Source organism: Dysgonomonas sp. Marseille-P4361 (genome assembly GCF_900343125.1).
Classification (GTDB): domain Bacteria; phylum Bacteroidota; class Bacteroidia; order Bacteroidales; family Dysgonomonadaceae; genus Dysgonomonas.
In genome coordinates this window covers 1-24,656 of record NZ_OPYL01000008.1, presented here as the reverse complement: position 1 = coordinate 24,656, position 24,656 = coordinate 1, and the positions used below count along the sequence as shown (strand labels likewise).

Here is a 24,656-nt window from a genome sequence, read left to right as displayed (position 1 = left end):
TTTGCTACTTTTGTAAATATGTTCCATGATACATTCAATAATAATAAGATTAGGAACAAAGAAAGGAAATAAACTTAAAATGAAATAGAATGTAAGCCTCTCCTAATATCTTAAGTGTATATTTGGTAAATGAATAGACTTTTGTGGTATAAACTGATACAAGTGTAGCTTATTTTTCCTTTATAAATGTTTTACTTTCTATTGCATAAATTACCCTGAAAAACTCAAATCAATATCGGATATGATTAAACATCTTTTCTTAATAATTATAGCATGTTTTATATATCATTCATCGGTATATTCATCAGATTTTAATTTCAAAAATATAGATAGTGATGCCGGATTATCACAGAATAATGTGAAGTCTATTTTTCAGGATAGCTATGGCTTTCTTTGGTTTGGAACAAAAAATCGTTTGAATAGATATGATGGGAATGCTATAAAGGTTTTTGACTGTTACGATAAGGTACAAGATAAAGGAAATAATAATATCGGAGCAATTGCAGAAAGCTCTGATCGGAAATTATGGCTTGGTACAGACAAAGGGGTTTATATATACGATCCGCTACACGAAACATTTTCTTTTTTTGATGTTAAAACAGCCGCAGGTGAAACTATTAGCAACTGGATTTCCGATATACAAGTTGATAGTCAGAAAAATATATGGATCGTCTGTCCTAATCAAGGTGTTTTTAAATATGAAGGTCAATCCGGTAAACTTTATCGATATACAGTCGTAGATGATCTTCTGCCTAGTGAGAGCAATCCTCAGTGTATGGTTATAAGTGATGATGGTCAGGTTTGGATAGGTACAAATGGTTGTGGTATTTATAGTTATGATTATAAACTAGATCAATTTACACAATATTTAGAAAATAGGAATGGATCAATTTCGTTAGAAAATAAAAACATTTATGACCTGGCGTATTTCAAAGGCGAGTTAATTATTGGAATTCACGAAGAAAAGCTTTTTAAGTTTAATGTATCTGAAAAGACATTTTATGATTTTTCTGTAGTAGATGCTAATTATAAAATAATACGATCTCTGTCTATTCTCAATGAAAAAGAGCTATGGGTTGGTACACAACAAGGTATTTATATCATCAATTTGGAGACATACAATGTAAAACATTCAGAAGAAGACTTTGTGAAAGAATCTTCTCTTTCTGACAATATTATAGAAACAATATTTCAGGATAAAGAGAAAAATATTTGGATAGGTACAGGCTCTGGAGGGGTAGATAATATCCCTAATACATGTTACGATTTTAAAACATATTTTCCCTCACAGAAAGAGAATTCTTTAAAGACTAAAAGAATCAGAAGAATTATTGAAGATGAAAATAAAAAATTGTGGATTGGGACAGATGATGCAGGAGTTTTTTCCTTTGATCCTCATACTTCTGATTTTAAAAAAATACCGAATTTATATTATAATAAAACATTGTCTTTGCTTGAAAATGGCGATGAAATATGGGTTGGTTTTTTCAAAAATGGGCTAGATGTCATAAATAAACATTATTCATCTAAACATTATAGCGCAGAGTATATGGGCTTAAATGAAGAAAGTATTTATGCCTTATGCAGAGATAGAAACAATAATATATGGTTAGGTAATGCCTGGGGTGTATATCTCGCGGAAGAAGGTTCAAAAAAATTTACGAGACAAACACAGTTTGGCTCTAGTTACACTCATGATATTATCGAAGATTCGGATGGTAATATTTGGTTAGCAACAATGGGAACTGGTGTACTTAGATACAATCCGGAGACCAAACATGTTAGTCACTTTGTGGCAGGGACTAAAGAAAATACCTTAAGTTCTAACTCTGTAAGTAGTATGACTGAAGACCATCTGGGACAAATCTGGTTTTCTACCGATAGAGGAGGCATCTGTGTCTATCAAAAAGACAAAGACGAATTTAAAAGGTATTCAGTAGAGGATGGTCTTCCTGATGATGTAGCATATAAAATAGTAGAGGATAATGAGCTCAACCTGTGGTTCGGAACAAATAAAGGATTAGTGAAATTTAATCCTAAAACCGAAGAAATAACTGTTTTTACGAAAGATAATGGGTTGCCCTCTAACCAGTTTAATTATAATTCGGGATTGATTACAAGTTCGGGGGAATTATTCTTCGGAACATCCAATGGGCTTATAAGCTTTAACCCAAGTCAGATGTCTATTAATCAGTATATACCACCTGTTTTTATAAACAAAATATCAATTTTTAATGAAGAGTTAACGGTTAGTATTAGTGATTCTGAATCACTATTACCTCAAAGTTTGATGCATACAAAAGAAATAACACTGCCTTATAACCGAACCAATATTACAATTGGATTTATTGCTCTTAGTTACTCTTCTCCTAATAGTAATAAGTATATTTATATGATGGAGAATGTAGATGAAGGGTGGATCGAAGCCTCTGCATCTCAATTCGCTTCATATTCTAATCTGTCACCAGGGAAATATAGGTTTAAGGTGAAGGCTTCAAATAGTGATGGGCTGTGGAATCCAGATGCCACATATATTGATATTGTCGTAACACCTCCTTGGTGGAAGACTACAACTGCTTATGTTATCTATACTGTTTGTCTATTCGTTATAATACTAACAGTCATAAAACTATCTATAAATCGATATACAAAACGTGTAAAAGAAAAGCAAAAAGTTTATCGAATTGAAAAAGAAAAAGAACTATACGAAGATAAGGTTAACTTCTTTACGAACATTGCTCATGAAATTAGAACACCATTGACTTTGATTAGTGCTCCTTTAGAGACTCTTTTGGAAAATAATACTAATAAAGATAGATCAACAGAAGAGTATTTAAATATAATTAAAAGTAACACGCATAACCTCTTGAAATTAGTAAATCAATTGTTGGATTTCAGAAAAGTAGGTAATGAGAAGCAAAAACTAAAATTGGAGAAATTTGATTTAGTTGCACTCGTAGAGCAAAGTTGTTATCTGTTTAAACTCAAGATAAAAGATTCGGATAAGCAATTAAAAGTGCATACGCAGAATAATGTATTATCACTTGATATTGTTGCAGATAAGGATGAACTTTTTAAGTTAATCAATAATTTGATATCGAACTCAATAAAATATTCTAATAAACATATTGATATATACCTTTCTGCTGATCTAGAAGGAGGTTTCATTGTACATATAAAAAATGATGGAGATTTAATCCCTGAGGAATACAGGACTAGAGTTTTTGATCCGTTTGTTCAAGTTAAAGGAGAACGTAAAGATGCAGAGGGGTCAGGGATAGGCCTTTCTCTAGCCAAGTCGTTGGCAGAGATGCATCAAGGTTCATTAACATATACTATAGATGAAGGATTAAATAATTTTATACTACATATTCCATCTCTTCAACCAGAAAACGAAACGGAAATAAATATTAATGAAGATAGTTCTGTAGATAATAAGCCTTCTGAGCATACACATGAAATTTCAAAAATGACTTTATTGCTAGTGGAAGATAATACCGATATTCTACTATTTCTGAGAAAAAAACTGGAAGAAAAGTATAATGTTTTTTCAGCCGAAAATGGAGTTAAAGCTTTAGAAATATTATATAAAGAAAAGGTAGATGTTGTCATAAGCGATATCATGATGCCCCAAATGGATGGGTTTGAGTTGTGTGAGAAAATAAAAAGTGATGAAAAACTTAGTCATATAATAGTGCTTCTTTTGACAGCAAAGAGCGACTTGGAAAGTAAAATAAGAGGATTAGAATTAGGAGCTGATGCATATGTAGAGAAGCCATTTTCTATCAGATACCTTAATACTCTTCTCGTATCGCTTGTCGCCAATAGGATAAGAGAGACAAGTATATTCTTGAAGAAGCCAATAGCTTTTAGTAATCAGGTCAATATGAATAAAGCAGATGAAGAGTTTATTGATAGGTTGAATAATATCATTCAGGAAAATATTGATAATTCAGATTTCAATGTCATTTCATTAGCCGAAAGCATGAATGTAAGCAGATCCGGGTTGCACAGGAAAGTTTCTGAAATATTGAAGACAAGCCCGGTTGAATATATTCGATTGTGTAAATTACAGAAAGCCGCAGAACTTATAAGCGAAGGCAAATACCGTATCAATGAGGTGGCTTATATGGTCGGTATTAATACTCCTTCTTACTTTATAAAAATATTTCAGGCTCACTATGGCATGACGCCAAAAGAGTTTGAAGAGCATATAAGAGATAACATCAAGTAAAAACTATTCGATATAAACGAACCCTTATTGTACTGAGTGTGTGCAGTAAATGAACATTTGTACTATCTTCTGAGCTATTATTCCTACCTTGATATACTAGGGGAGGCTATCTTTGTGTTTAAACCAACGTAATACCAATGAAGAATATGAGACTCCCTCTGTGTTTGTTATGCTCTGTTATATTATGTGTAGCATGTAACAAATCCATCAAAAAAGAACAAAAAGATAGCGTCCATCAGTTGTGGTATGACACGCCGGCTCAAGAATGGATGGAGTCAATTCCATTAGGCAATGGAAGGTTAGGTATCACAACATTTGGGGGGATTGAAAAAGAGATAATAACTCTCAATGAAATAACTCTTTGGTCCGGACAGTATAATGATAAAATGCACCGGTCAGCAGGAAAAGAGATTGTAGATGAGATTCGGCAATCTTTTTTTGATGGAGATTATAGAAAAGGGAATGACTTAGCAACAAAGTATTTAGCCGGTAATGGCGAAAAGTTTGGCTCTCATGTCCCTTTAGGCGACTTAAATTTAAACTTTTTATATTCAAGCAATGAAGATGTAATTGATTATAAGCGAGAGTTGAATTTATATAATGCCATTAATACAATCTCATTTAGCAAAGGTGGGGTTCATTATCTTAGAGAATATTTCTGTAGTAATCCAGATCAGATATTTGTTGCAAACTTTTCGGCAGATAAAAAAGAGAGTATATCATTCTCTCTTCTATTCGATATGTATAGAGGAGTTAAGTATTATGAAACAGAGGAGGGAATTGAATTTGAAGGAAAAGTGTCTTTCAAGGGATTGTCTGGTGTCGATTTTCATGGAAATCTGGGAGTGGCAATGAAAGATGGAAAAATTACGATAAAAGATAGTGTCTTGATTGTTGAAAAAGCAACGGAAGTGATATTAGCTTTTGATGTGAGAACTAACTATAATAATAATGAATATGTAAAAGATAGTCGTTTGAAAGTGAAAAATATCTTGTCTCAAGATTATCAAACAATCAAAGAACGACATATGGCAGATTATCAGCAGCTTTACAATCGTGCTGAGCTGTATTTGGGTGATAGTCCTAACTGGGAATTACCAACAGATGAAAGATGGGAAAAAGTAAAAGACGGAGGGACTGATGTTGGTCTTGATGCTTTGTTTTTCAACTATGCCAGATATTTATTAATTGCAGCTTCACGTGAAGATTCACCACTTCCTGCAAATCTTCAAGGGATCTGGAATGATAATTTGGCATGTAATATGGGCTGGGCTAACGACTATCATTTAGATATAAATACACAACAGAACTATTGGCTTTCTAATATTGGAAATCTGCACGAGCTGAATACTCCTTTATTTAAATATATCGAATATTTGGCACTACACGGATCTCGTACAGCTAGTGAAGTGTATGAAGCCAGAGGATGGACTGCCCATACAATAGCTAATGTGTGGGGATATACAGCTTCTGGCGATGGCGTAAACTGGGGGCTATTCCCTTTAGCGAGTTCGTGGATAGCTACACATTTATGGACGCATTATGAATATACATTAGATAAAGATTTCCTGCGTAAACAAGCTTATCCTCTATTGAAATCAAATGCAGAGTTCTTGTTAGATTTTATGGTGCTTCATCCTCACACAGGAGAGTTACTTGCTGGGCCTAGCACTTCCCCCGAAAACTCCTTCATATATAAAGGGGATCATTTGTCTATATCAATGGGGACAACTGCTGACAGGCAGCTGGCATATGAAATATTTACAAGCTGTATAGATGCAAGTAAAATCTTAGATATAGATGAAAAGTTTAGGTTGGAATTAGAATCAGCAAGAGAGAAGCTTTCACCAATACGTATAGGGTGTAATGGAGGAATTCAAGAATGGTATGAAGATTTTGACGAAGCTCAACCCAATCATAGGCATACTACACATCTTCTTGGTTTATACCCATATAATCAAATATCAAAGGAAAAGACTCCGGAATTGGCAGAAGCGGCAAAAAAAACAATCGAATTGCGATTGTCAGCTGAAGGCTGGGAAGATGTGGAGTGGAGTAGAGCAAATATGATATGTCTGTATGCCAGGTTGTTGGATGCAGAAAAGGCTTATAAGAGTTTAGTTCAGTTGCAACGAGAATTTACTCGTGAAAATTTGCTGACAATCTCCCCTGAAGGGATTGCAGGAGCTCCATATGATCTGTTTATATTTGATGGAAATGAAGCTGGAGCAGCAGGTGTTGCCGAAATGTTACTGCAATCTCACGAGGAATATATTCATTTTCTGCCGGCTTTACCTCAAGCGTGGAAAGATGGTTACCTCAAAGGGTTTGCTGTAAAAGGAGGCGCTACTATAGATATGAAATGGAAAAATGGAAAAATACAAACAGCAGAAATACGAGCAAATGTAGATAACGAATTTAAAGTAAAATTGCCTGAAAATTCGAAACTTAAATATAAACTTAATGATATTACCATAGAAGTCAATGAGGGTGAAAATATCTCAATGAAAAAAGGCGATGTGTTAGAGTTAAAATGCTGTTATTGAAAACTAAGTGCAAATAAAACAAATGTAGAAAATAATAGAGTAAATGTATAAATACAGAAAAGGATCAAGATACTTAAACAATCATGCTATTCTTTTGGATTCAGGAATTGTGGTTTTTGCTTTTTTATAATTCTATTTGTTCTATGTAACTGGTAATATCTATGAGAAATATACTCTCTTTAAATTAAAACTATTTAAACATTTTTATTTAATACCAAACGAATTATGCGAATAAAGGACAAATTATTTTCAGCCTTATGCTGTACTCTTTTGTTACTTGCTCTGTTTACTATTCCATTATCCGCATCGGAGAATGATATAGTACAATCTAAGCTAAAAATAACAGGAATAGTGCAGGACGAACTTGGACCTCTTGTAGGAGTATCTGTAGTGATACCAAATGCAACAACAGGAACAATGACAGATATTGATGGTAAGTTTTCTATCGAAGTTGATGGAGGAACAAAACTACATTTTTCTATGATAGGATACGTTAGCCAAGAAGTAGAAATTAAAGACAATACATTCCTTAATATCTTAATGGTTGAAGATTCTCAACTGTTAGATGAAGTTGTAGTTGTTGGAGCTGTTATGAAAAAAAGCGATTTGACCGGGGCTGTAGGGCAGGTCAATAGTAAGACGCTAGTAGAACGACCAGTGACTAATATCAATGAAGCTCTTCAAGGACGTGTATCCGGAGTATTTGTGAACCCTTCGGTAAAACCAAGTGACGATACTTCTTTGAAAATTAGAGGAACAAACACAATCAATTCAGGGTCTAATCCTATCTATGTTGTAGATGGTATGGTGATAGAAAATAATCAGGGAGGATTTAATTCTGTCAATCTGAATGATGTAGAATCAGTACAAGTTCTAAAGGATGCTTCAGCTACAGCCTTGTACGGTTCAAAGGGAGCTAATGGAGTTATTCTGGTAACAACAAAAAAAGGACACAGTGGAGTAGGAAAAGTAACATATGACGGGTGGGTAGGTTTTTCTAAATTTGCTAATCGTCCTAAAACTCTTTCAGGAAGTCAGCTAGCAGAACTGCGCGTTGATGCCTTTGCAAATGGCTATATGTATAATAACCCTGGAGCAAATCGTCAAGAATATATTGATAATACTTTGATGAAACCGGGGATTGCTTTCTCAGAGCAGGAGTTTAATTCGTGGCAAGCAGGAGGCAACTATGATTGGCTTGATCAGTTTACTCAAACAGGAATAGAACAGAATCACTCTTTAAGTTTTTCAGGAGGTACAGATAAAAGCTCTTTTTATTTGAGTTTTGGCTATGCTAATGTTGACGGAATGGTTAAAGGAACCCTTCAAGATAAATACAATGGAAGAATTAACGCCGATTATCAAATCAAACCATGGTTGAAGGTAGGTACTAGTACCGGATATAATAGGCTGGAAGATGACATTCCTTCCGATGATGTATTTAATAAGTCGATGTATGCTAATCCTCTATTGGATTATGCTCCTTATAGTGATCCTGCGACGAAATACAATGAACAGTACCTGACACTCTATTATAGAGCTCTTAGTGAAGAAAGTAACAATAATTATAATCCTTTCAACTCTCAAGATATTACTCGAAAAAGAATTCGTAATCGTATAACTTCATCTAATTATATCAGTGCAAATATTATGAAGATGTTTGATGTACGCTCAACTTTTTCTTTGGATTATGGAGATCAGTCTTGGTTCGAGTTTACTCCAAGTAATATTCAAGAATCGATTAGACATACTAGTGGCGACGCGAGAGCAAAACATGAAAGATGGAGTGACTTAAGCTGGCAATGGGATAATACCATTTCATTCAATAATACTTTTAAAGAGAAACATAAAGTATCGGCTATATTAGGTACAACGGCAAGTCGTAGAATGTCAAATTATACAAAGATACAAGGAGAACGATTTGCAACAGATGCACAATTGTATTATAACCTTGGAGGTGCAGCTGCTTTAGAAAAATCCAGCCTTGGTTCGGACTTTAATGCAAGTACCTTGTTATCTTATTTCGTAAGAGCGAATTATAGTTATGATGGACGCTACTTGTTTACAGGAACTGCACGTTATGATGGTTCTTCCAAATTTGCACCTGGAGAGCGTTGGGGTATCTTTCCTTCTTTCTCAGCAGCATGGAATATTGCGGAAGAAAGCTTTATGGAAGATCAAACACTATTTGACCAACTTAAATTTCGAGTAGGGTATGGTATTGTAGGTAACCAAGATATTGCAGAATATGCCTATCGCTCATTGTATAAGTCTAAAATAGGGGTCACTGTTACTGAAGATGGAACAGAAGTACCGTCGTCGGATCTATATAATGATGGACTGAGAGGTACTCCTTTATTAACTTGGGAGAAACAAAAACAAACAAATATAGGACTTGATATGGTATTTCTAAAGTCTCGTCTAAATGTGTCTGTAGATGCATTCTTTATAGACAATGATGATTTGCTGTTAAGGCGAAATTTGGCAACATCTACTGGTTATACAAATACATGGGAGAATATTGGATCTTTGCGTAATAAAGGAGTTGAAATCTCTCTGAGTGCCGATATTATAAAAAACAGAGAATTTAGCTGGAATGTCGCCGGTAATATCTCTTTCGACAAAAACGAAATAAAAAGCTTATATGGTGATATTCAGTATATACGCAACGATGGCCGTGAAGGAAATATTTTCTTAAACGAATCTTTGAATAATATTTATATTCTAAAGTCGGGAGGTATTGCTCAAGAGTGGAATCGTAATCTATGGCAGGGGCTTGACTATAATGGAAAGACTGTAGAATTGGGAGATTTATTTGCTCAGGATTTGTCAGGGCCTGATGGTACACCTGATGGTGTAGTAGACCAATACGATAGAGTGATTGTAGGTAAAAAAGATCCTAAATTTTATGGAGGATTCTCTACCGATGTTTCTTACAAGGGGCTTTCTCTTTCTGCTGTATTTACCTATTCATATGGAGCCAAAAAAATATCGAACTATTACGAAACGTTACTCGGTAGTGTTGGTATGGGTATAGCAACTACAGATTTGTTAGATCGATGGACTCCTGAGAATACAGATACATCTATACCTAAAGTGATAACTAATGCAAGCGGTTACAATCGTTACAATCCTCATGAATTAGATATGTCGATTCAAGATGCCTCTTATCTGAGGATGTCAACATTGACACTCTCTTATTCTTTTCCAAAGAAATTGACTACACCTATGCATGTAGACAATCTGAGACTGTACTTTACAGGATCAAATCTATTTACTGTTACTCCATACAAAGGTTTAGATCCAGAATTTGGAGATTGGGGATACCCACCTTCAAGAATGTATGTTTTTGGAATTAATTTAAGTTTTTAAGGACATTAAAAAAAGAATAAAATGAAAGTAATAAACAGATATATATGGTTATTAACCTTAATTCTTCTTTCTATAACTTCATGTAGTGACTTTTTGGATGAAAGTAGTAAAAAGGACTTGGAAGAAGAAGTGGTATATACAGATGTCAAAACTATCGAAAAAGTTCTAAAGGGAGTTTATACAAGATGGGGAGATATTAGATCAGACGAGGCCGGACTGATTATGATGATGGGAACTGATGAGGTGCAACAAGGTGCATTTCAAATGAAGTCTGAGCCAACAAAAGCAGCTTTTGACCGATTTGATACAAATCTTAACGGAGAATTGGGTTATAATAAAAATCAATGGGATTCGCGTTGGCCTATGATCAATGAGGCTGCTAAGATTATCAAAGGTCTTAACTCTTTTGACTTGACCGAAGGCTCACTAGCAGCTCATTTGATGGGAGAAGCAAGCTTCTTACGAGGATTCTTTAGTTTCGAAATGACTATGTATTGGGGAGAAATTCCAATAAAAGACAGAGATAGAGATCTTGAGTTAGGAGATGGTCGCCAACCACTTAAAGATGTATGGGAATTTATAATAGAAGATTTTACGAGAGCTACAGAATATAGTCCTGAGACAAATACTTCGGGCAGAGTAACTCGTGGAGCCGCTTGGGCTATGTTGGGAAAAGTTTATATGTCAGCTCCTGAAGAAACAGGTTTGCGTGATTTCAGTAAGGCAAAAGAATGTTTTGAGCAAATGATGGATTCATATCAGCTCGTTGCTTTCGCTGATCTTTTCGACTACAACAAACCTAATACAGCTGAGTCTATACTTGCATTGCAGTATAGTACAACAAGTCCCAATAATAATAAGATACAATTTCAAATAGGTTCTAGAGCAGTACAGTCTTTCTTCGGAGATAAATGTAGTTTTTCTGGTTATGATAAAATTCTTCCTACAGAATTTGCTTATGAAACTGTAGAAAACGGAGGCTTGTGGGAAGAAGGAGATTTGCGTAAAGAAGAAAGTATTCGTTACGATTTTACTTACAACGGGGTTACTCCTGACTATAGTAATATTCTCTGGGAAGATCTTGGTGATGAACATGATGAGTTAAAACCGCATATCAAGAAATATGAAGATTTTCGCACTGATGAAAATTCTGGATTAGGAATAAATAATATGTGGCATTCGGGTAAAAATATTCACATTTTACGCTTGGCAGATATAAAGCTGTGTTATGCTGAATGTTTGAACGAATTAGATAAGACTGAAGAAGCAATCGCCGTAGTAAACGAAGTAAGAGCTCGTGCTTGGGGTGGAACATTACCTGAGGATAAGGCATGGAAGACTATGTCTAAGGACGAGTTCAGAGACAAAATAATGGACGAACGAATTCGCGAACTATTTGCAGAATACTGGCGTCGTATCGACTTAATTCGTACAGGAAAATATGTTGAGTTGGTGAAAGAACGTAATAGATGGGCTAGAGAAGCAGGTTTAATCCAAGAGTTTCATATGAGATTACCTATTCCAAATACAGAAATCGATCTTAACGAAGATATATCAAGAGAAGATCAGAACCCAGGCTATAGATAATCAAATTAAGTAAAATAAATATAACTCCCCTCTGCTGTTTTTACGGCAGAGGGGTAAATTAAAGCTATGATAAAGAAAACAATTATTTTATTGATGTTGCTAATTGGTATTAGTACAATCAAAGCAGATCCTATAACAATTAGAATTTCTACAGATCAGACGGATTTAGTGTTACAAACCGGGAAAAATGGACGCCTGTTTCAATTATATTTAGGGGAAAAGTTTTCTTCTCCTTCAGACTATACGAATATTCCTTTGAAAGAGAAAACAGATGGAATGAGTTGGGAAACTTATCCTGTATCCGGTGCTGACTCTTATTTTGAGCCGGCTTTTTCTATTGAGCATAATGATGGAAATTTAACTTCAATATTGAAATACGTTTCACATACATCTAAAAAGATAGATAACAACGTAGAAGAAACAATTATCACTTTAAGGGATGATCTTTATCCGGTGGAAGTGAAGCTGTATTATACAACCTTTGCAAAAGAAAATGTTATAAAATCATGGACTGAGATTGTTCATAAAGAAAAGAAAGCTGTTTCTATAAAACAATATGCTTCATCAATGCTTTATTTCCGAAACTCGTCTTATCATTTGACAGAGTTTAGCGGAGATTGGGCAAATGAAGTTCGTGAAAGTACTCAACAGTTAAATTTTGGAAAGAAAATTTTAGATACTAAACTAGGAGCAAGAGCAAATATGTTTGTTTCTCCCTTCTTTACAGTAGGTTTAGACCAGGCAGCAAGAGAAAATGAAGGAGTAGTGCTGATGGGTACATTGGCTTGGACTGGAAACTTCCGATTCACATTCGAGGTGGATAATTTGGATAATCTTCGTGTAATTTCGGGAATCAACCCAGAGGCGTCTCATTATGTTTTAGAACCGAACGAAGTCTTTAAGACTCCGGAGTTTATCTTTACTCTAAGCAATCAGGGTAAAGGACAAGGTAGTCGCAACCTCCACCGTTGGGCTCGCAAGTATCAGTTGAAAGATGGAGAAGGAGATCGCCTATCTTTATTGAATAACTGGGAAGCAACATACTTTGATTTTGACGAAACTAAATTAGCCGGTCTGATGAAAGAAGCCAAAGATCTTGGAGTGGATATGTTCTTGCTCGATGATGGATGGTTTGGAAACAAGTATCCACGTCATAGCGATACTCAAGGGTTAGGAGATTGGCAAGTCACAAAGAATAAACTACCTAACGGAGTCCCAGGTTTAGTGAAAACAGCGAAAGAAGCAGGTGTTAAGTTTGGTATATGGGTAGAGCCGGAAATGGTAAATTCGAAGAGTGAGCTATATGAAAAACATCCGGATTGGGTTATCCAATTACCAAATAGAGAACCTTACTATTTCAGAAATCAATTGGTTTTGGACTTAAGTAATCCGAAGGTACAAGATCATGCTTTCTCTGTAATAGATAATCTAATGACAGAAAATCCAGATATAGCCTATTTTAAATGGGATTGTAATAGCCCGATAACGAATATATATTCTCCATACTTAAAAGATAAGCAAAACAATCTGTACATAGAATATGTAAAAGGTCTATACAATGTATTGGATAGAATAAAAGCAAAATATCCAAACCTGCCTATGATGCTTTGTTCTGGAGGTGGAGGTCGTTCAGACTACGATGCTTTGCAATACTTTACAGAATTTTGGTGTAGCGACAATACTGATCCTATTGAGAGAATCTTTATCCAATGGGGATATTCTCAGTTTTTCCCTGCTAAGGCTATGGCTGCACATGTGACAAGCTGGAATAAAGACACTAGTGTTAAATTCCGAACAGATGTTGCAATGATGTGCAAGCTAGGTTTTGATATCAATATAAAAGAACTATCAAAAGACGATCAGACCTTCTGTAAAGACGCTGTTAAGAATTACAATAATCTGAAAGAAGTAATTTATGATGGTGATATATATCGTTTGGCATCTCCATACGAAGGCAATCACGCTTCAGTTATGTATGTAGATGAACCAAAGGATAAAGCAGTCTTATATGTATATGATATTTTCCCAAGATATGCAGACAATCTTAAGAATCTAAAACTGCAAGGTCTGGATAAAAATAAATCATACCGGGTTAAAGAAATAAATCTAATGCCTGGTAAAACATCTAAATTATCTTGTAATGAAAAGACTTTCTCCGGAGAATATCTGATGAAAGTAGGCTTAGACCTTTTTACTAAAGATAGATTAAGTAGCCGTATATTGGAAATAACGGCAGTTGGTTTATAGTATACTCTGAAAATCAATATTTATGAAAAAAAACATATTAATACAAGGCTTGGCAATACTAAGTCTGTTACTTACTTCTTTCGTAAATTTACAGGCTCAGGTAGAATTTCCAAAATTCTCAAATGTAACGCCATCGGAGGTTCCTCAAATATTTCGAGGAAATTTTACTTGGGGGGACTACAATAATGATGGCTATCTGGATATGGTTGCTCTTGGAAGAGCCGAGAATTGGGATCAGCATGGTATTTTAATGACTAACTCCTCATCAGGATTTAATAACATAGCAGATCTAAGCACTCTGGGATTAAAAGTTGATGGGGTTTACAATACTGTTTTTAGTTGGATAGATTACAACAATGATGGTTATCTTGACCTGCTATATATGGGCACAACAGGTGATGAAAATAGTAATAAATCCGAAGATCTGTTTTTCCATTTATATAAGAATAGAGGAGAAAAAGGGAATTACAAGTTGGAACTTGTTAATAATACAGGGCTTGAAGGATTATTTCCGGGACAAGAAGGTCAATATGCTGGAGTTATAGCTGTAGGTGACTACGATAACGATGGATATAAAGATATTGTAGTTACAGGAGATAGAGATGGAGTAAAAAAGGTTTCTCTTTATAAAAATAATAAAGGTAACGGAACATTTATTTTGCAAGAGGGAATTGTAGAAGGTAAAAACTTCGATGCTGTTGCAGGAGGAGGAGTTGTTTTTGCTGACCTTAATAATGATGGATACCTTGATATTATTGCTCACGGTTGGAATAATGATGTTGATACGGCATTATCCTCTATTTATTTAAATAAAGGTGATGCTACATTTCGTAAAACATCTTGGTCTAGTGATATAAGTAAAGCGGGACAGACTCAGAAAGGGCAAACTATTGTAGGAGATTTAAATAATGATGGTTATCTTGATATTATAACTACTGGGGAACGTAAAGATGGAGATCAATGGACTACTAATACAAACCTGTATTTCTATAAATCGCAAACAGAAGGAACTATTTCTTATGAAGAAAAAACAGGAAGTGATTTAGGAGTCTCTGCTATTCAAAAAGGTGGGGGAGATATGGCTGATTTTAATGCCGATGGATTACTTGATTTTGTGTTGACAGGAGAAGGACAGGGAACACATACCTCTTTTTATATTAATAATGGTGATCAGACTTTCGCTAAAGAAGCAAGTTCAATATCGGGTGTACGATCTGGAGGAGTAGTTAGCACTCAAGATATTGACAATGATGGTTATTTAGATATTTCTGTAATGGGAGGTTGGCCTCCAACATTACAACTATGGAAGAATGACGGAAACTTGACTAAGAATACGAAGCCTGCAACTCCTTCAGACTTGAAAGCTCGATATTCGGCAGGTAAAATAATTTTCTCTTGGACTGCTGGCAGTGATAAGGAAACTCCGGAACAGGCTCTTCGATACAATCTTTATATTAAAAATAAAGAAGGGGAAATCGTTACGATTATTCCTGTTGATATAACTACAGGAAAACTTAAAGTGTCGGATCTGTCAACAGCGATAAATACGACTTCATATGCTCTACATATTCCTAGAGGAACTTATGAGTGGGGAGTACAGACAATAGATCAAGCTAAGGAAGGAAGTGAGTTTGCTACAGCTACATTCAATGGTGATGGGAATTTGGCTATTGCTGAAGGAAATTGGGAGATAGTATATGATGAGAGCAACAAAACATTAGATTATACTTACAATGGTAAATCTATTCTTTCAGGAGTATATGTACATGCTAAAACGAATACGAAAACACTAAAAAGCTCCGATTATGAAATTCCTACATTGGATAAAGAAAGTATTAGCGATAAGTTTGGTTCTGGCACAAAATATACTCTCACTTATGCTGGACAAGATGCTAATTTAGAACAAGTATTTTATTTCTATCCCGGTAAAGATTATTTCTTGACAGAAGCTTATGTTCAATCAGATAATTCAATTTCCAGTAATTATATTGCACCGGTAGTAACAACTACTCGTAATGCATTCTTGCCTCAAAGTTCTGATAATCGGGTATTAACAGTTCCTTTCGATAATGACGGTTTTGTAAGATATGGGTCTTATCCTTTATCAACAGATTCTGTGTCGTTTGAGGTAACTTCTATATTCAATGGAAAACAACGTGACGGATTAGTGATTGGTTCGGTAGAACATGATGTGTGGAAAACGGGAGTTCGCTTCTCGACAAAAGACAATAGGTACATTGATTATCTTGAATGCTTTGGAGGAATAACTCATAAATTGACAAGAGACATCAACTCATCTACTAAGAAAGAGCATGGTAGTATATCTGGTAAATCTCTCAAATCGCCAAAAGTATTAGTCGGTTATTTTGAGGATTGGAGAAAAGGCATGGAAGCATATGCCGATGCAAATGCTACGATTGCTCCTCCTCGCAAATGGGAAAAAGCAACACCTTTTGGATGGAATAGCTGGAGCGGGATGGAAACTAAAGTGAATTATGAAGGAGTAACTGATGTTTCTGACTTTATAAAGAATGAACTCAGCCCTAAAAGCTTTGATAGCGATGCCGTATATATTGGTCTAGACTCATGGTGGAATGAGAATTTCACAGAACAACAGTTGATAGATTTTGTGAAACATTGTGAGGCAAATGGACAAAAAGCAGGTATCTATATGACTCCATTCTCTGACTGGTGGGGCGATGATGGAGCCGAGCGTGCTATGGAAGGAACAAATGGAAAATATAAATATAAAGATGCTTATTTATATTCTAATGGGAAACCGATTAAGATTGAATCTAAAGCATTAGATCCTACTCATCCGGGAACAAAGATGATGATGAAGTATAATATTGACAGATTTAAAGCATGGGGCTTTAAATATATAAAACTAGACTTTATAAATAATGCCACTTTGGAAGCGGATTCATTTTATGAAGAAGGCGTGACTACAGGTGTACAAGCTTATAATCATGGAATGCAGTATTTGGTCGACCTGTGTGGAGAAGACATATTCTTAGCATTATCTATAGCTCCTACATTCCCAGCTCAGTATGGACACTCTAAACGAATAAGTTGTGATACTTGGGGACAAATGTCAGAACACGAGTCTCATACTGGTTATATGTTGAATAGCTTGTCTTTTGGCTGGTGGCTAGACCGAGTGTATGCATTTAATGATGGCGATCATCTGATTTTTCATGACAGAGAATCTCGCAAATTATACAAAGAAGGAGAAAATAGAGCACGTATCACTTCCGGAGCTATAACAGGTCTTTACATGCTAGGTGATAACTTAAGCCTCAAAGGATCTTATCCGGGTAGTCAAGAGATACGCGACAGAAACTTACAAATTGCGACTAATGCTGAAATAAATGCAATAGCTAAACTCGGCAAGTCATTCTATCCGGTAGAAGGTTACTTAGCTAGTGGGTACGATCGTTCCGAAAGTTTCTTTATGCTCGAGGAAGGGAATTACACATACCTTGCCATCTTTAACTTCAAGGATAATGCAGCCTTAGAAGGTAGTATAGAATTGAGTAGATTAGGAGTAGAGTCCGGCTTAATTAAAGAAATTAAAGAACTATGGACAGGGCAAATTGTAGAAGTTGAAGATAACGATATTCCTTATTCAGTGCCTAGTCAGGATGTACGTGTATTTAAGATAGAAAGAGAAGTTGAGGTAGCAACAAAACCTTCAATTACAAGTCAGCCGAAATCACTTGAGGTATTTACAGACCAATCTGTAACGTTTTCGGTAGAGGCATCAGGAGGTTTTTTAACTTATCAATGGTACAAGAATGATGAAGTTATAGATAAAGAGACATCAAGATTCTTAAATATAAATAGTGCTAAACTCGAAGATTCGGGGAATTATCATTGTGTTGTTTCAAATACTGAAGGATCTGCTGTTAGCGAGAAGGCTTCATTGAAAGTATTTACAAGGGATACTAAAGTAGAGGCTATTATTGTCAATGGCGATCGACTTAAATGGGATGATTTAATAGGTGCATATTCTCTTCCTTGCGGGACAAACAATCTATCGTTAGAGATAATTACAGAAGAACTGGGAGCCAAAGTTTTATATGAAGGACAAGAGGTTGATAACAAGACTATACAGTTAACAATTGATCGTCCTGGTGTTAAAACAATTCCTTTTTCAGTTCAATCAGAATCGAATGCGGAGATTATCAAATCTTATGAGTTTAAGGTTGAAAAATATTTTGAATTCGGACAGGTTGTTGTTGTAAGATGGAATAATACTCTTATTGCCAATAATAATAGTAGTACAAACGGAGGATATAAGTTTAAAGCATATAGATGGTTCAAAAATGGAACGGAAATTGGTAATAAAGCCAGTTATTCAGCCGGACCTCGTAAAGATATGCTCCTTGATAATAAAGCAAGCTATTATTTAGAAGTAACCACTACAGACGACGAAGTCTTAAGAACTTGTGCAGAGAATATAGAACTTAAACCTATGGGGGTTAATGCATATCCTAATCCGATAACGATGTTTGAGCCTTTGAATGTCGAAGTCGATTTAGATGATGAGTTACTCAATAATGCTGTAATTGAAATATATAATTTCCAAGGTGTATGCTTTAGTAGCAAAAGAGTGGAGGGCAAGACAACGACCGTTAATATGCCAACTTCATCAGGAATATATATGGTGAAAGTTAAATCAGGCGGCTTTGTAGAAACCTTAAAGATTATTGTTAAATAATACATAAATGCAAAAAAGATGAAGAAAAATATATTAATGTTTGTTGCAGGTCTATTGATCTGCAGCATACTCTCCGCCCAAAACAATAAGACACATGAGGTTTCTGTGTGGGGAGCCGGAGGTTTGTCCACTTTGCAGTATGATTTGAATATTGGTGATTCTAAGAATGGGGTAGGAGGTACTGTAGGCTTTGGTTATAATTATAATTTTAATGAAAACTGGAGTATTGGTTCCGGGTTAGAATTATCTTTTTATTCAGCTAAAAGTACAATTGATGGACTATCTGATAGCTATGCTGCAAATGATGGTGAGTATGATTTTGTTTTTCATACAACTATTAAAAATTATAAGGAGAAACAAAGTGCAACATATCTGAATATTCCAATTATATGTCAATATCAAACCCCAGTATTCAATGAACACAGTCTTTATGTTTCTGCTGGTATGAAAATAGGAGTTCCTGTATCAAAAACATCTAAAGTTACTAATGCAGATTTTAATAACTATGGTTATTATCCGGAATGGGAGAATCCTATCCAAGACGATCCTTACTTTATGGGGTTTGGAGCATTTAAAAGTATAGATAAAAAAGGGACACTTGATCTTAAAATAGTCTATATACTTGCCCTAGAAACAGGGTTGAAATGGAAACTATCCGAAGATTTGGGCTTGTACACAGGAGTATATCTTGATTATGGACTAAACGATATTAAAAAGGCAGATGATAAGAGGCTTATTCAATACAATAAAGAAATGCCGGAAGATTATATTCATAATAGTATATTACTTTCCAAAGCTGCTATTAATGACTCAGAGGATAAAATCTTAAGTAAGAAAATTAACTCAATAGCCGCTGGAATAAAAGTAAGGTTAGCCTTTTGCCTATGATTCATTATAAGTGTAGATGACATATAGAATTATATCTATAATAAGTTGTTTTTCATTTACAATGAGAGTGGAAAGCAATAGATAAATATCACAGCAGCCCGATTATTTGTACTAATAATCGGGCTGTTTATATTTTAAGGCCCTCCTTAATTGTGTCGCTGTATTTTGCTGGTAATTTTTTATTCTAAATGTAGTGATTCTGTTAACTTATCTATTATCAGCATATAATCCCTTTTATACATAATTTTTATTCGTTTCAGAAAAGTCGTGTCTTTATGTATCCTGTCTCAATTTTATATTATTTTTCGGGACTGAACTCTGCATCAACTACAATTTTCACTTTATCTGAAATGAAGTTTGCTCCAAAACTGGTTCCCAGAGTGAAGTCTTCACGACTAATCACCCCTGTAATTTTAAATCCAGCTGTTTCTTGCTCTGTCATTGGATTAATAACTGTTCCAAAATGAACAATGTCTAATCCAATATTTTTTGTTATTCCTCGTATTGTTAAATCTCCATATAATTTTCCGTGAGTATCATCTGTCTTTTCAACTTTAGTACTAGTGAAAAATATTTCGGGATATTTTGCCACATCAAAAAAATCGGCAGATCTTAAATGATTATCTCTCATATCAATTCCGGTATTAATGCTGTTGGCTTCAATCGCTATCTGAACATTTATATCCGAATAATCGGGTTCTATATGTTCTGTTTTTACTTCAAAATTTGAAAAGTATCCTGAAACATCAGCAATTCCCATGTGTTTTATAACGAATCCTATGCGTGAGTGTGCAGGATCAATATTCCATGTAGTTATTAAGTTCTTTTCCATATAATTTTATTTTAATACATCAATAAGTTTATGTAGCAAATATATATTTTTTAGAGCAAAGATATTTTTGTGGTTACCTACGTGTAATTAGTAACCATTAGGTAACTCGAATAGATAAAAGTGTTTTTGGTATAGTATTTGGAACTATATAAGTAGGAAATTAATTAAAAAGAAAGGAAATATACAATGAAGATTAAGAGTATTTCACAAGTTGCTAGAAGAATGAATATCAGAGATCCATTTATACTTGCATCGAATATATACGACAAGTACCCTGAAGGAAATGGTAATATGGCTCCTAAATCGTATCTAGCAGGACGACAAATTGGGAGTGATTTTAGTGAAACAGCACCATGGAGGATGTATCATGGTAATAAAGTTCCCGGATTTCCTCAGCATCCGCATAGAGGCTTTGAAATTGTAACAATTGTACCAGAAGGCTTAGTTGATCATTTTGACTCAAAGGGGTCCAAAGGTCGTTATGGTAATGGTGATGTACAGTTAATGAGTGCTGGGAGAGGGGCGATGCATTCCGAGATGTTCCCTTTGTTGAATGATGATAAGGAGAATTCTTTACGATTATTTCAGATATGGATTAATCTGCCAGCTAAAAACAAATTGACAGAAGCAGATTATAAGATGCTTTGGGCAGAAAATATTCCTGTTGCAAATCTAGACTGTCCATCGGGAGGACATGTAAGGATAAAAGTCATACTGGGTGAATATTATGGAGTGAAGGCTCTTGGAGCATTGAAGAATTCATGGGCTGCTGATCCAAAGAATCATCTGGGAATTGCCTTGATAGAAATGGATGCTAATACTGAGTTCAAATTAGAGAATATCTCGTCTACTATGAATCGTTTTATATTATATTACGAAGGAGACCAAGATATAAGTATTGAAGGAACAGCAATCTCTCAAAATCACATGGTGGATGTGGCTGGAGATCAGGAAATAGTAATTAAATCAGGGGATTCGTCTGCAAAAATACTTCTACTGGAAGGAGAACCTATCAATGAGCCCATTGCAGCGTATGGTCCTTTTGTGATGAATACAGAGCAAGAATTGGTAGATGCTTTTGAGGAATACCGCAGAACTGAGTTTGGTGGATGGCCTTGGGGCGAGAAAGAATCGGATATTATCAATGATAAAAATGCAGAACGTTTTGCTAGCTACCAATTTGGGAAGATTATAGACAAACCTCAGATGACTTGATCTGGATATAATAAAAAGATGCCCTTCTGTACAAAAAATACAGGAGGGCATCTTTTTTTGCTCAATATTTTTATTGAAGACGGAATCCGTATTCAGTCGGATCTGCAAAAAATAGTTCTTTATTTGTAGCTTCAGTAAGTTCAACTATGTAACCTGGTGCAAATTCCAAACGTCCTTGTCCTCCCATAATATTCTTTGTGTACTTCTGCAAGATTGGAATACCTCTTCTTTCTGCTTCTTTATATACCTCTTCTATAGAATCTACTATATACATGATTCGTGTTTCTTGGATATAATATGGTAGTTTTTGACGGTCTTCTTCAGCCATAATGACAACAGAGACGCTTCCTAATACAGATTGAAGCCCAAGAACCTTCAGATTAAAATACTCTTCTAATCGAAATTCATACTCTATTACTCCATCCAGATTTTTTAGATAGTTATCTACATAGGCTTTCTCTTGTTCAGGAGTAAGGAATAATCTTTCGTAAGGACCACTTAAAAGATGCCCTGCTAAAAATGTTTTTTTGATGTCACTTTTTGTTTTCATATTTTTAATATTTATTATTTCAGTAAATCTTTTAATGCAGACTTAATGTCGGGAAATCTAAATTTATAACCTGCTTTTATTATTTTTTCTGAGGTCAAGTGCTGACCATTATAAGATGTGTCAAGTGTATTGAATGACGTGGTATCTTGTTCTTTCAGATAGTACATCAATTTCAATATTGATTCTTGAGTTGTACTTTCTGGAGCTGTAGTATTAAACACTCCATTTAACGAGCTATTCTCCACAGCATAGGCAAACATACCACCCATATCATCAATATGTACCCATGGAAAATAGGTTACACCATTAATGTACCTCAATCTATGTGAGTAAACAGAGACTTGTTCCTTGAAATCGGGAAATACTCCTCCCTCATTTCCCAAAACTAAGCTGATTCGAAATTTGACAACTCGCTCAGCTACATGTTGAATTTTGAATTTGTCGGCAGCTTTTTCCCTACCATCTGATAGAATAGCAGAAAAATCATTGCCTTTACTTCCATTTTCATCAATAGCTAAGGTTTTATCTGAAAACGAATAATAACCTAAAGCACTAGCTGAAATGAATGCTTTTAGTTTTTGATTTCTGTCTTTTAATTTTTCAAGAAGTAATTCACTAGCTCCAATACGGGTATCCCATACCAATTTTTTACGTTCTTCTGTTAGAGGGGTACCGTCGTTTAATTTAGACCCAGCAAGATGGATAATATAGTCTATCTTGTCTAGGGCTTGATCATCAATATATTTATCTGCAATGTTCCACTTGTATTCATTTGCCCGATTAGGGTTTCTTGTTAAGAAGCGAATCTCATATTTATCGCTAAGTATTTTAGCTGTTTGGTTTGCTACCAAACCATTAGCACCCGTGATTAAAACAATTTCTTTCATATAACTATACAGTTGATGTTATTCATTAAATATCAATACACTTTTGCCTCTCGTATGCCCCTTAAGGATATTTGTATAAGCTTCGGCTGCTTTTTCAAAAGGATAAATATTATTACTATCTACTTCCCAAGTAAATCGGCCATCGGCTATTCCGTCAACCACATATTTTAAGTTCGTGGGACTTCTTTTCACCCAGACAGCTTGTACACGTGGTGACGAAAGCCGTTTCCCTGCAATAGAACCTATAAAACCATTAGCCTTGACGCATTGTAGCGATGTCTGGGTAGCCTCTTCCGTTCCGGACATATCGATGGAGGCTTCGAATGGTGTAGGATGAATTTCTTTTAGTCTATCAATTAACCCTTCTCCATAAATGACTGGAGTTGCACCTAGTTTTTTCAGATAGTCCTGATTCTTAGCAGAAGCAGTAGCTACAACTTCTATCCCACGCTCTTTAGCCAGTTGGATGGTAATGGAGCCAACACCCCCTGAAGCTCCATGTGTTAGTAGAGAATCAACTTTTCCTATTTCATCCAAGATCGTCATTGCCGCTTGAGCAGCACCAGCTATTGTACCTACCACTTCCCAATTTATCGGTTGTGGACGAGCAACAAGGTTAGCTATTGGGACATCAATTATTGTCGCATGAGTGAATGCTCCGCCTGAGCCTAAAACTTCATCTCCAACCGACCAGCCATTAGGATTAGATCCAACCTCTACAATAATTCCTGCAAATTCGGTTCCAAAGGTTTGAGGTAGAGGTGTATGCTTAAACTCACCTGTCATTCTTCTAGCATCAATGGGATTAATACCAGATGCTTTTACCTTAATACGTGCCATTCCTGAGACTAAAATAGGTAAATCTTGAGTAAGAAAGTCCAATACATCGGCTTGTCCATAAGATTGAGCAAATAAAATAGTACTTTTCATGATTCTATTGTTTTGAGTCAAATTGTATGACTTGTATTTTACTGTTTTCTAAATTTACTAAAAAACTAGAACTGCCTAGTCATTATTTTCGATTATTTATAAATTCTCGTAATGTTTTTAGAGTAATTCATGAGATTATTTAAACTATAATCAGATGATTTTACCGCTTGCTGTCTCCAACTCGCAGTCTTTCAAGTGGCCTCGGAGGGGCTTGAGCCCTCTTCGCAATAGTTACATATTCAATTGTCTGAAGTGTAGTGTTCTACAAAATTTACCTATTTTTTGTTCTATTGTATCGCTGTGTTTTGCTGGTAACTTCTTAAAGACTAAGATAAATGTCTCTACGTACAAATAGTCTTGATGATATGCTAAGAGAGCACTATTTTTTATTCTATTTTTGTCTCTTATTTTTTAACCTAAAAAACATACCTATGAGTATCCGTATAGTATTCCGACCATCAAAAAAAAAACAAAGAAGAAGGTTTTCTCAGTCTCCGAATTTATCATAAACGTCAGATGCGTCAGGTTGCCACCGGACTAAAATTAATGCAGGAAGAATGGGATGATGAAAATTCACGCATAGTTTTGAGAAACTTCTCCTTGGAAAGAAAAAACTACCTATATCAGCTCAATGCTATATTAAAG

12 protein-coding genes and 1 pseudogene are annotated in these 24,656 nt (G+C 35.2%); 9 read left to right on the top strand and 4 right to left on the bottom strand.

Going from position 1 to position 24,656, the window contains the following annotated elements; translation table 11 throughout:
• Positions 1–241 precede the first annotated feature (241 nt).
• From DHU68_RS12600 to DHU68_RS12570, 7 genes are all read left to right on the top strand, one after another.
• On the top strand, positions 242–4,234 hold the full coding sequence (locus DHU68_RS12600; RefSeq protein WP_255412501.1) for a two-component regulator propeller domain-containing protein: 3,993 nt from the start codon (positions 242–244) through the stop codon (positions 4,232–4,234).
• A 137-nt stretch (positions 4,235–4,371) separates the two neighbouring features.
• Positions 4,372–6,780 (top strand): glycoside hydrolase N-terminal domain-containing protein, encoded by a 2,409-nt coding sequence (locus tag DHU68_RS12595; RefSeq protein WP_108823360.1) that lies wholly within the window; start codon positions 4,372–4,374, stop codon positions 6,778–6,780.
• A gap of 225 nt (positions 6,781–7,005) precedes the next feature.
• The gene (locus DHU68_RS12590) at positions 7,006–10,152 is read left to right on the top strand and encodes a TonB-dependent receptor (RefSeq protein WP_108823359.1); all 3,147 of its coding nucleotides are present in this window, start codon (positions 7,006–7,008) and stop codon (positions 10,150–10,152) included.
• Between the two features lie 21 nt (positions 10,153–10,173).
• Positions 10,174–11,739 (top strand): RagB/SusD family nutrient uptake outer membrane protein, encoded by a 1,566-nt coding sequence (locus DHU68_RS12585; RefSeq protein ID WP_108823358.1) that lies wholly within the window; start codon positions 10,174–10,176, stop codon positions 11,737–11,739.
• Between the two features lie 69 nt (positions 11,740–11,808).
• Positions 11,809–13,986 (top strand): alpha-galactosidase, encoded by a 2,178-nt coding sequence (locus DHU68_RS12580; RefSeq protein WP_185117517.1) that lies wholly within the window; start codon positions 11,809–11,811, stop codon positions 13,984–13,986.
• Between the two features lie 22 nt (positions 13,987–14,008).
• Positions 14,009–18,709, top strand: a complete 4,701-nt coding sequence (locus DHU68_RS12575) for an FG-GAP-like repeat-containing protein (RefSeq protein WP_108823356.1) — start codon at positions 14,009–14,011, stop codon at positions 18,707–18,709.
• Positions 18,710–18,727: 18 nt separating this feature from the next.
• The gene (locus tag DHU68_RS12570; protein ID WP_108823355.1) at positions 18,728–19,597 is read left to right on the top strand and encodes a porin family protein; all 870 of its coding nucleotides are present in this window, start codon (positions 18,728–18,730) and stop codon (positions 19,595–19,597) included.
• A gap of 298 nt (positions 19,598–19,895) precedes the next feature.
• Here DHU68_RS12570 and DHU68_RS12565 read toward each other — a convergent pair whose 3' ends face one another.
• Positions 19,896–20,429 carry a YceI family protein gene (locus tag DHU68_RS12565; protein WP_108823354.1) on the bottom strand — a complete coding sequence of 178 codons (534 nt, stop codon included), beginning with the start codon at positions 20,427–20,429 and terminating at the stop codon, positions 19,896–19,898.
• A gap of 186 nt (positions 20,430–20,615) precedes the next feature.
• Here DHU68_RS12565 and DHU68_RS12560 point away from each other — a divergent pair, with 186 nt between their 5' ends.
• Positions 20,616–21,644 (top strand): pirin family protein, encoded by a 1,029-nt coding sequence (locus DHU68_RS12560; protein ID WP_108823353.1) that lies wholly within the window; start codon positions 20,616–20,618, stop codon positions 21,642–21,644.
• 70 nt (positions 21,645–21,714) lie between these two features.
• Here DHU68_RS12560 and DHU68_RS12555 read toward each other — a convergent pair whose 3' ends face one another.
• The 3 genes from DHU68_RS12555 to DHU68_RS12545 are packed head-to-tail and all read right to left on the bottom strand — an operon-like array spanning position 21,715 to position 24,011.
• Positions 21,715–22,194 (bottom strand): hypothetical protein, encoded by a 480-nt coding sequence (locus DHU68_RS12555; protein WP_108823352.1) that lies wholly within the window; start codon positions 22,192–22,194, stop codon positions 21,715–21,717.
• A gap of 14 nt (positions 22,195–22,208) precedes the next feature.
• Positions 22,209–23,081 carry a DUF1731 domain-containing protein gene (locus DHU68_RS12550; RefSeq protein ID WP_108823351.1) on the bottom strand — a complete coding sequence of 291 codons (873 nt, stop codon included), beginning with the start codon at positions 23,079–23,081 and terminating at the stop codon, positions 22,209–22,211.
• Between the two features lie 18 nt (positions 23,082–23,099).
• Positions 23,100–24,011, bottom strand: a complete 912-nt coding sequence (locus DHU68_RS12545) for an NADP-dependent oxidoreductase (protein WP_108823350.1) — start codon at positions 24,009–24,011, stop codon at positions 23,100–23,102.
• 477 nt (positions 24,012–24,488) lie between these two features.
• On the opposite strand from DHU68_RS12545, the pseudogene DHU68_RS14475 reads away from it, so the two are divergent.
• Positions 24,489–24,656 (top strand): annotated as a pseudogene (locus DHU68_RS14475) (hypothetical protein); the annotation flags it as partial.

What these genes read in the sequence shown, in the direction of transcription:
- DHU68_RS12600 (WP_255412501.1), top strand. Translation starts at nt 242, where the DNA reads ATGATTAAACATCTTTTCTTAATAATTATAGCATGTTTTATATATCAT.
- DHU68_RS12560 (WP_108823353.1), top strand. Translation starts at nt 20,616, where the DNA reads ATGAAGATTAAGAGTATTTCACAAGTTGCTAGAAGAATGAATATCAGA.
- DHU68_RS12585 (WP_108823358.1), top strand. Translation starts at nt 10,174, where the DNA reads ATGAAAGTAATAAACAGATATATATGGTTATTAACCTTAATTCTTCTT.
- DHU68_RS12575 (WP_108823356.1), top strand. Translation starts at nt 14,009, where the DNA reads ATGAAAAAAAACATATTAATACAAGGCTTGGCAATACTAAGTCTGTTA.
- DHU68_RS12595 (WP_108823360.1), top strand. Translation starts at nt 4,372, where the DNA reads ATGAAGAATATGAGACTCCCTCTGTGTTTGTTATGCTCTGTTATATTA.
- DHU68_RS12550 (WP_108823351.1), bottom strand. Translation starts at nt 23,081, where the DNA reads ATGAAAGAAATTGTTTTAATCACGGGTGCTAATGGTTTGGTAGCAAAC.
- DHU68_RS12545 (WP_108823350.1), bottom strand. Translation starts at nt 24,011, where the DNA reads ATGAAAAGTACTATTTTATTTGCTCAATCTTATGGACAAGCCGATGTA.
- DHU68_RS12590 (WP_108823359.1), top strand. Translation starts at nt 7,006, where the DNA reads ATGCGAATAAAGGACAAATTATTTTCAGCCTTATGCTGTACTCTTTTG.
- DHU68_RS12555 (WP_108823352.1), bottom strand. Translation starts at nt 22,194, where the DNA reads ATGAAAACAAAAAGTGACATCAAAAAAACATTTTTAGCAGGGCATCTT.
- DHU68_RS12565 (WP_108823354.1), bottom strand. Translation starts at nt 20,429, where the DNA reads ATGGAAAAGAACTTAATAACTACATGGAATATTGATCCTGCACACTCA.
- DHU68_RS12570 (WP_108823355.1), top strand. Translation starts at nt 18,728, where the DNA reads ATGAAGAAAAATATATTAATGTTTGTTGCAGGTCTATTGATCTGCAGC.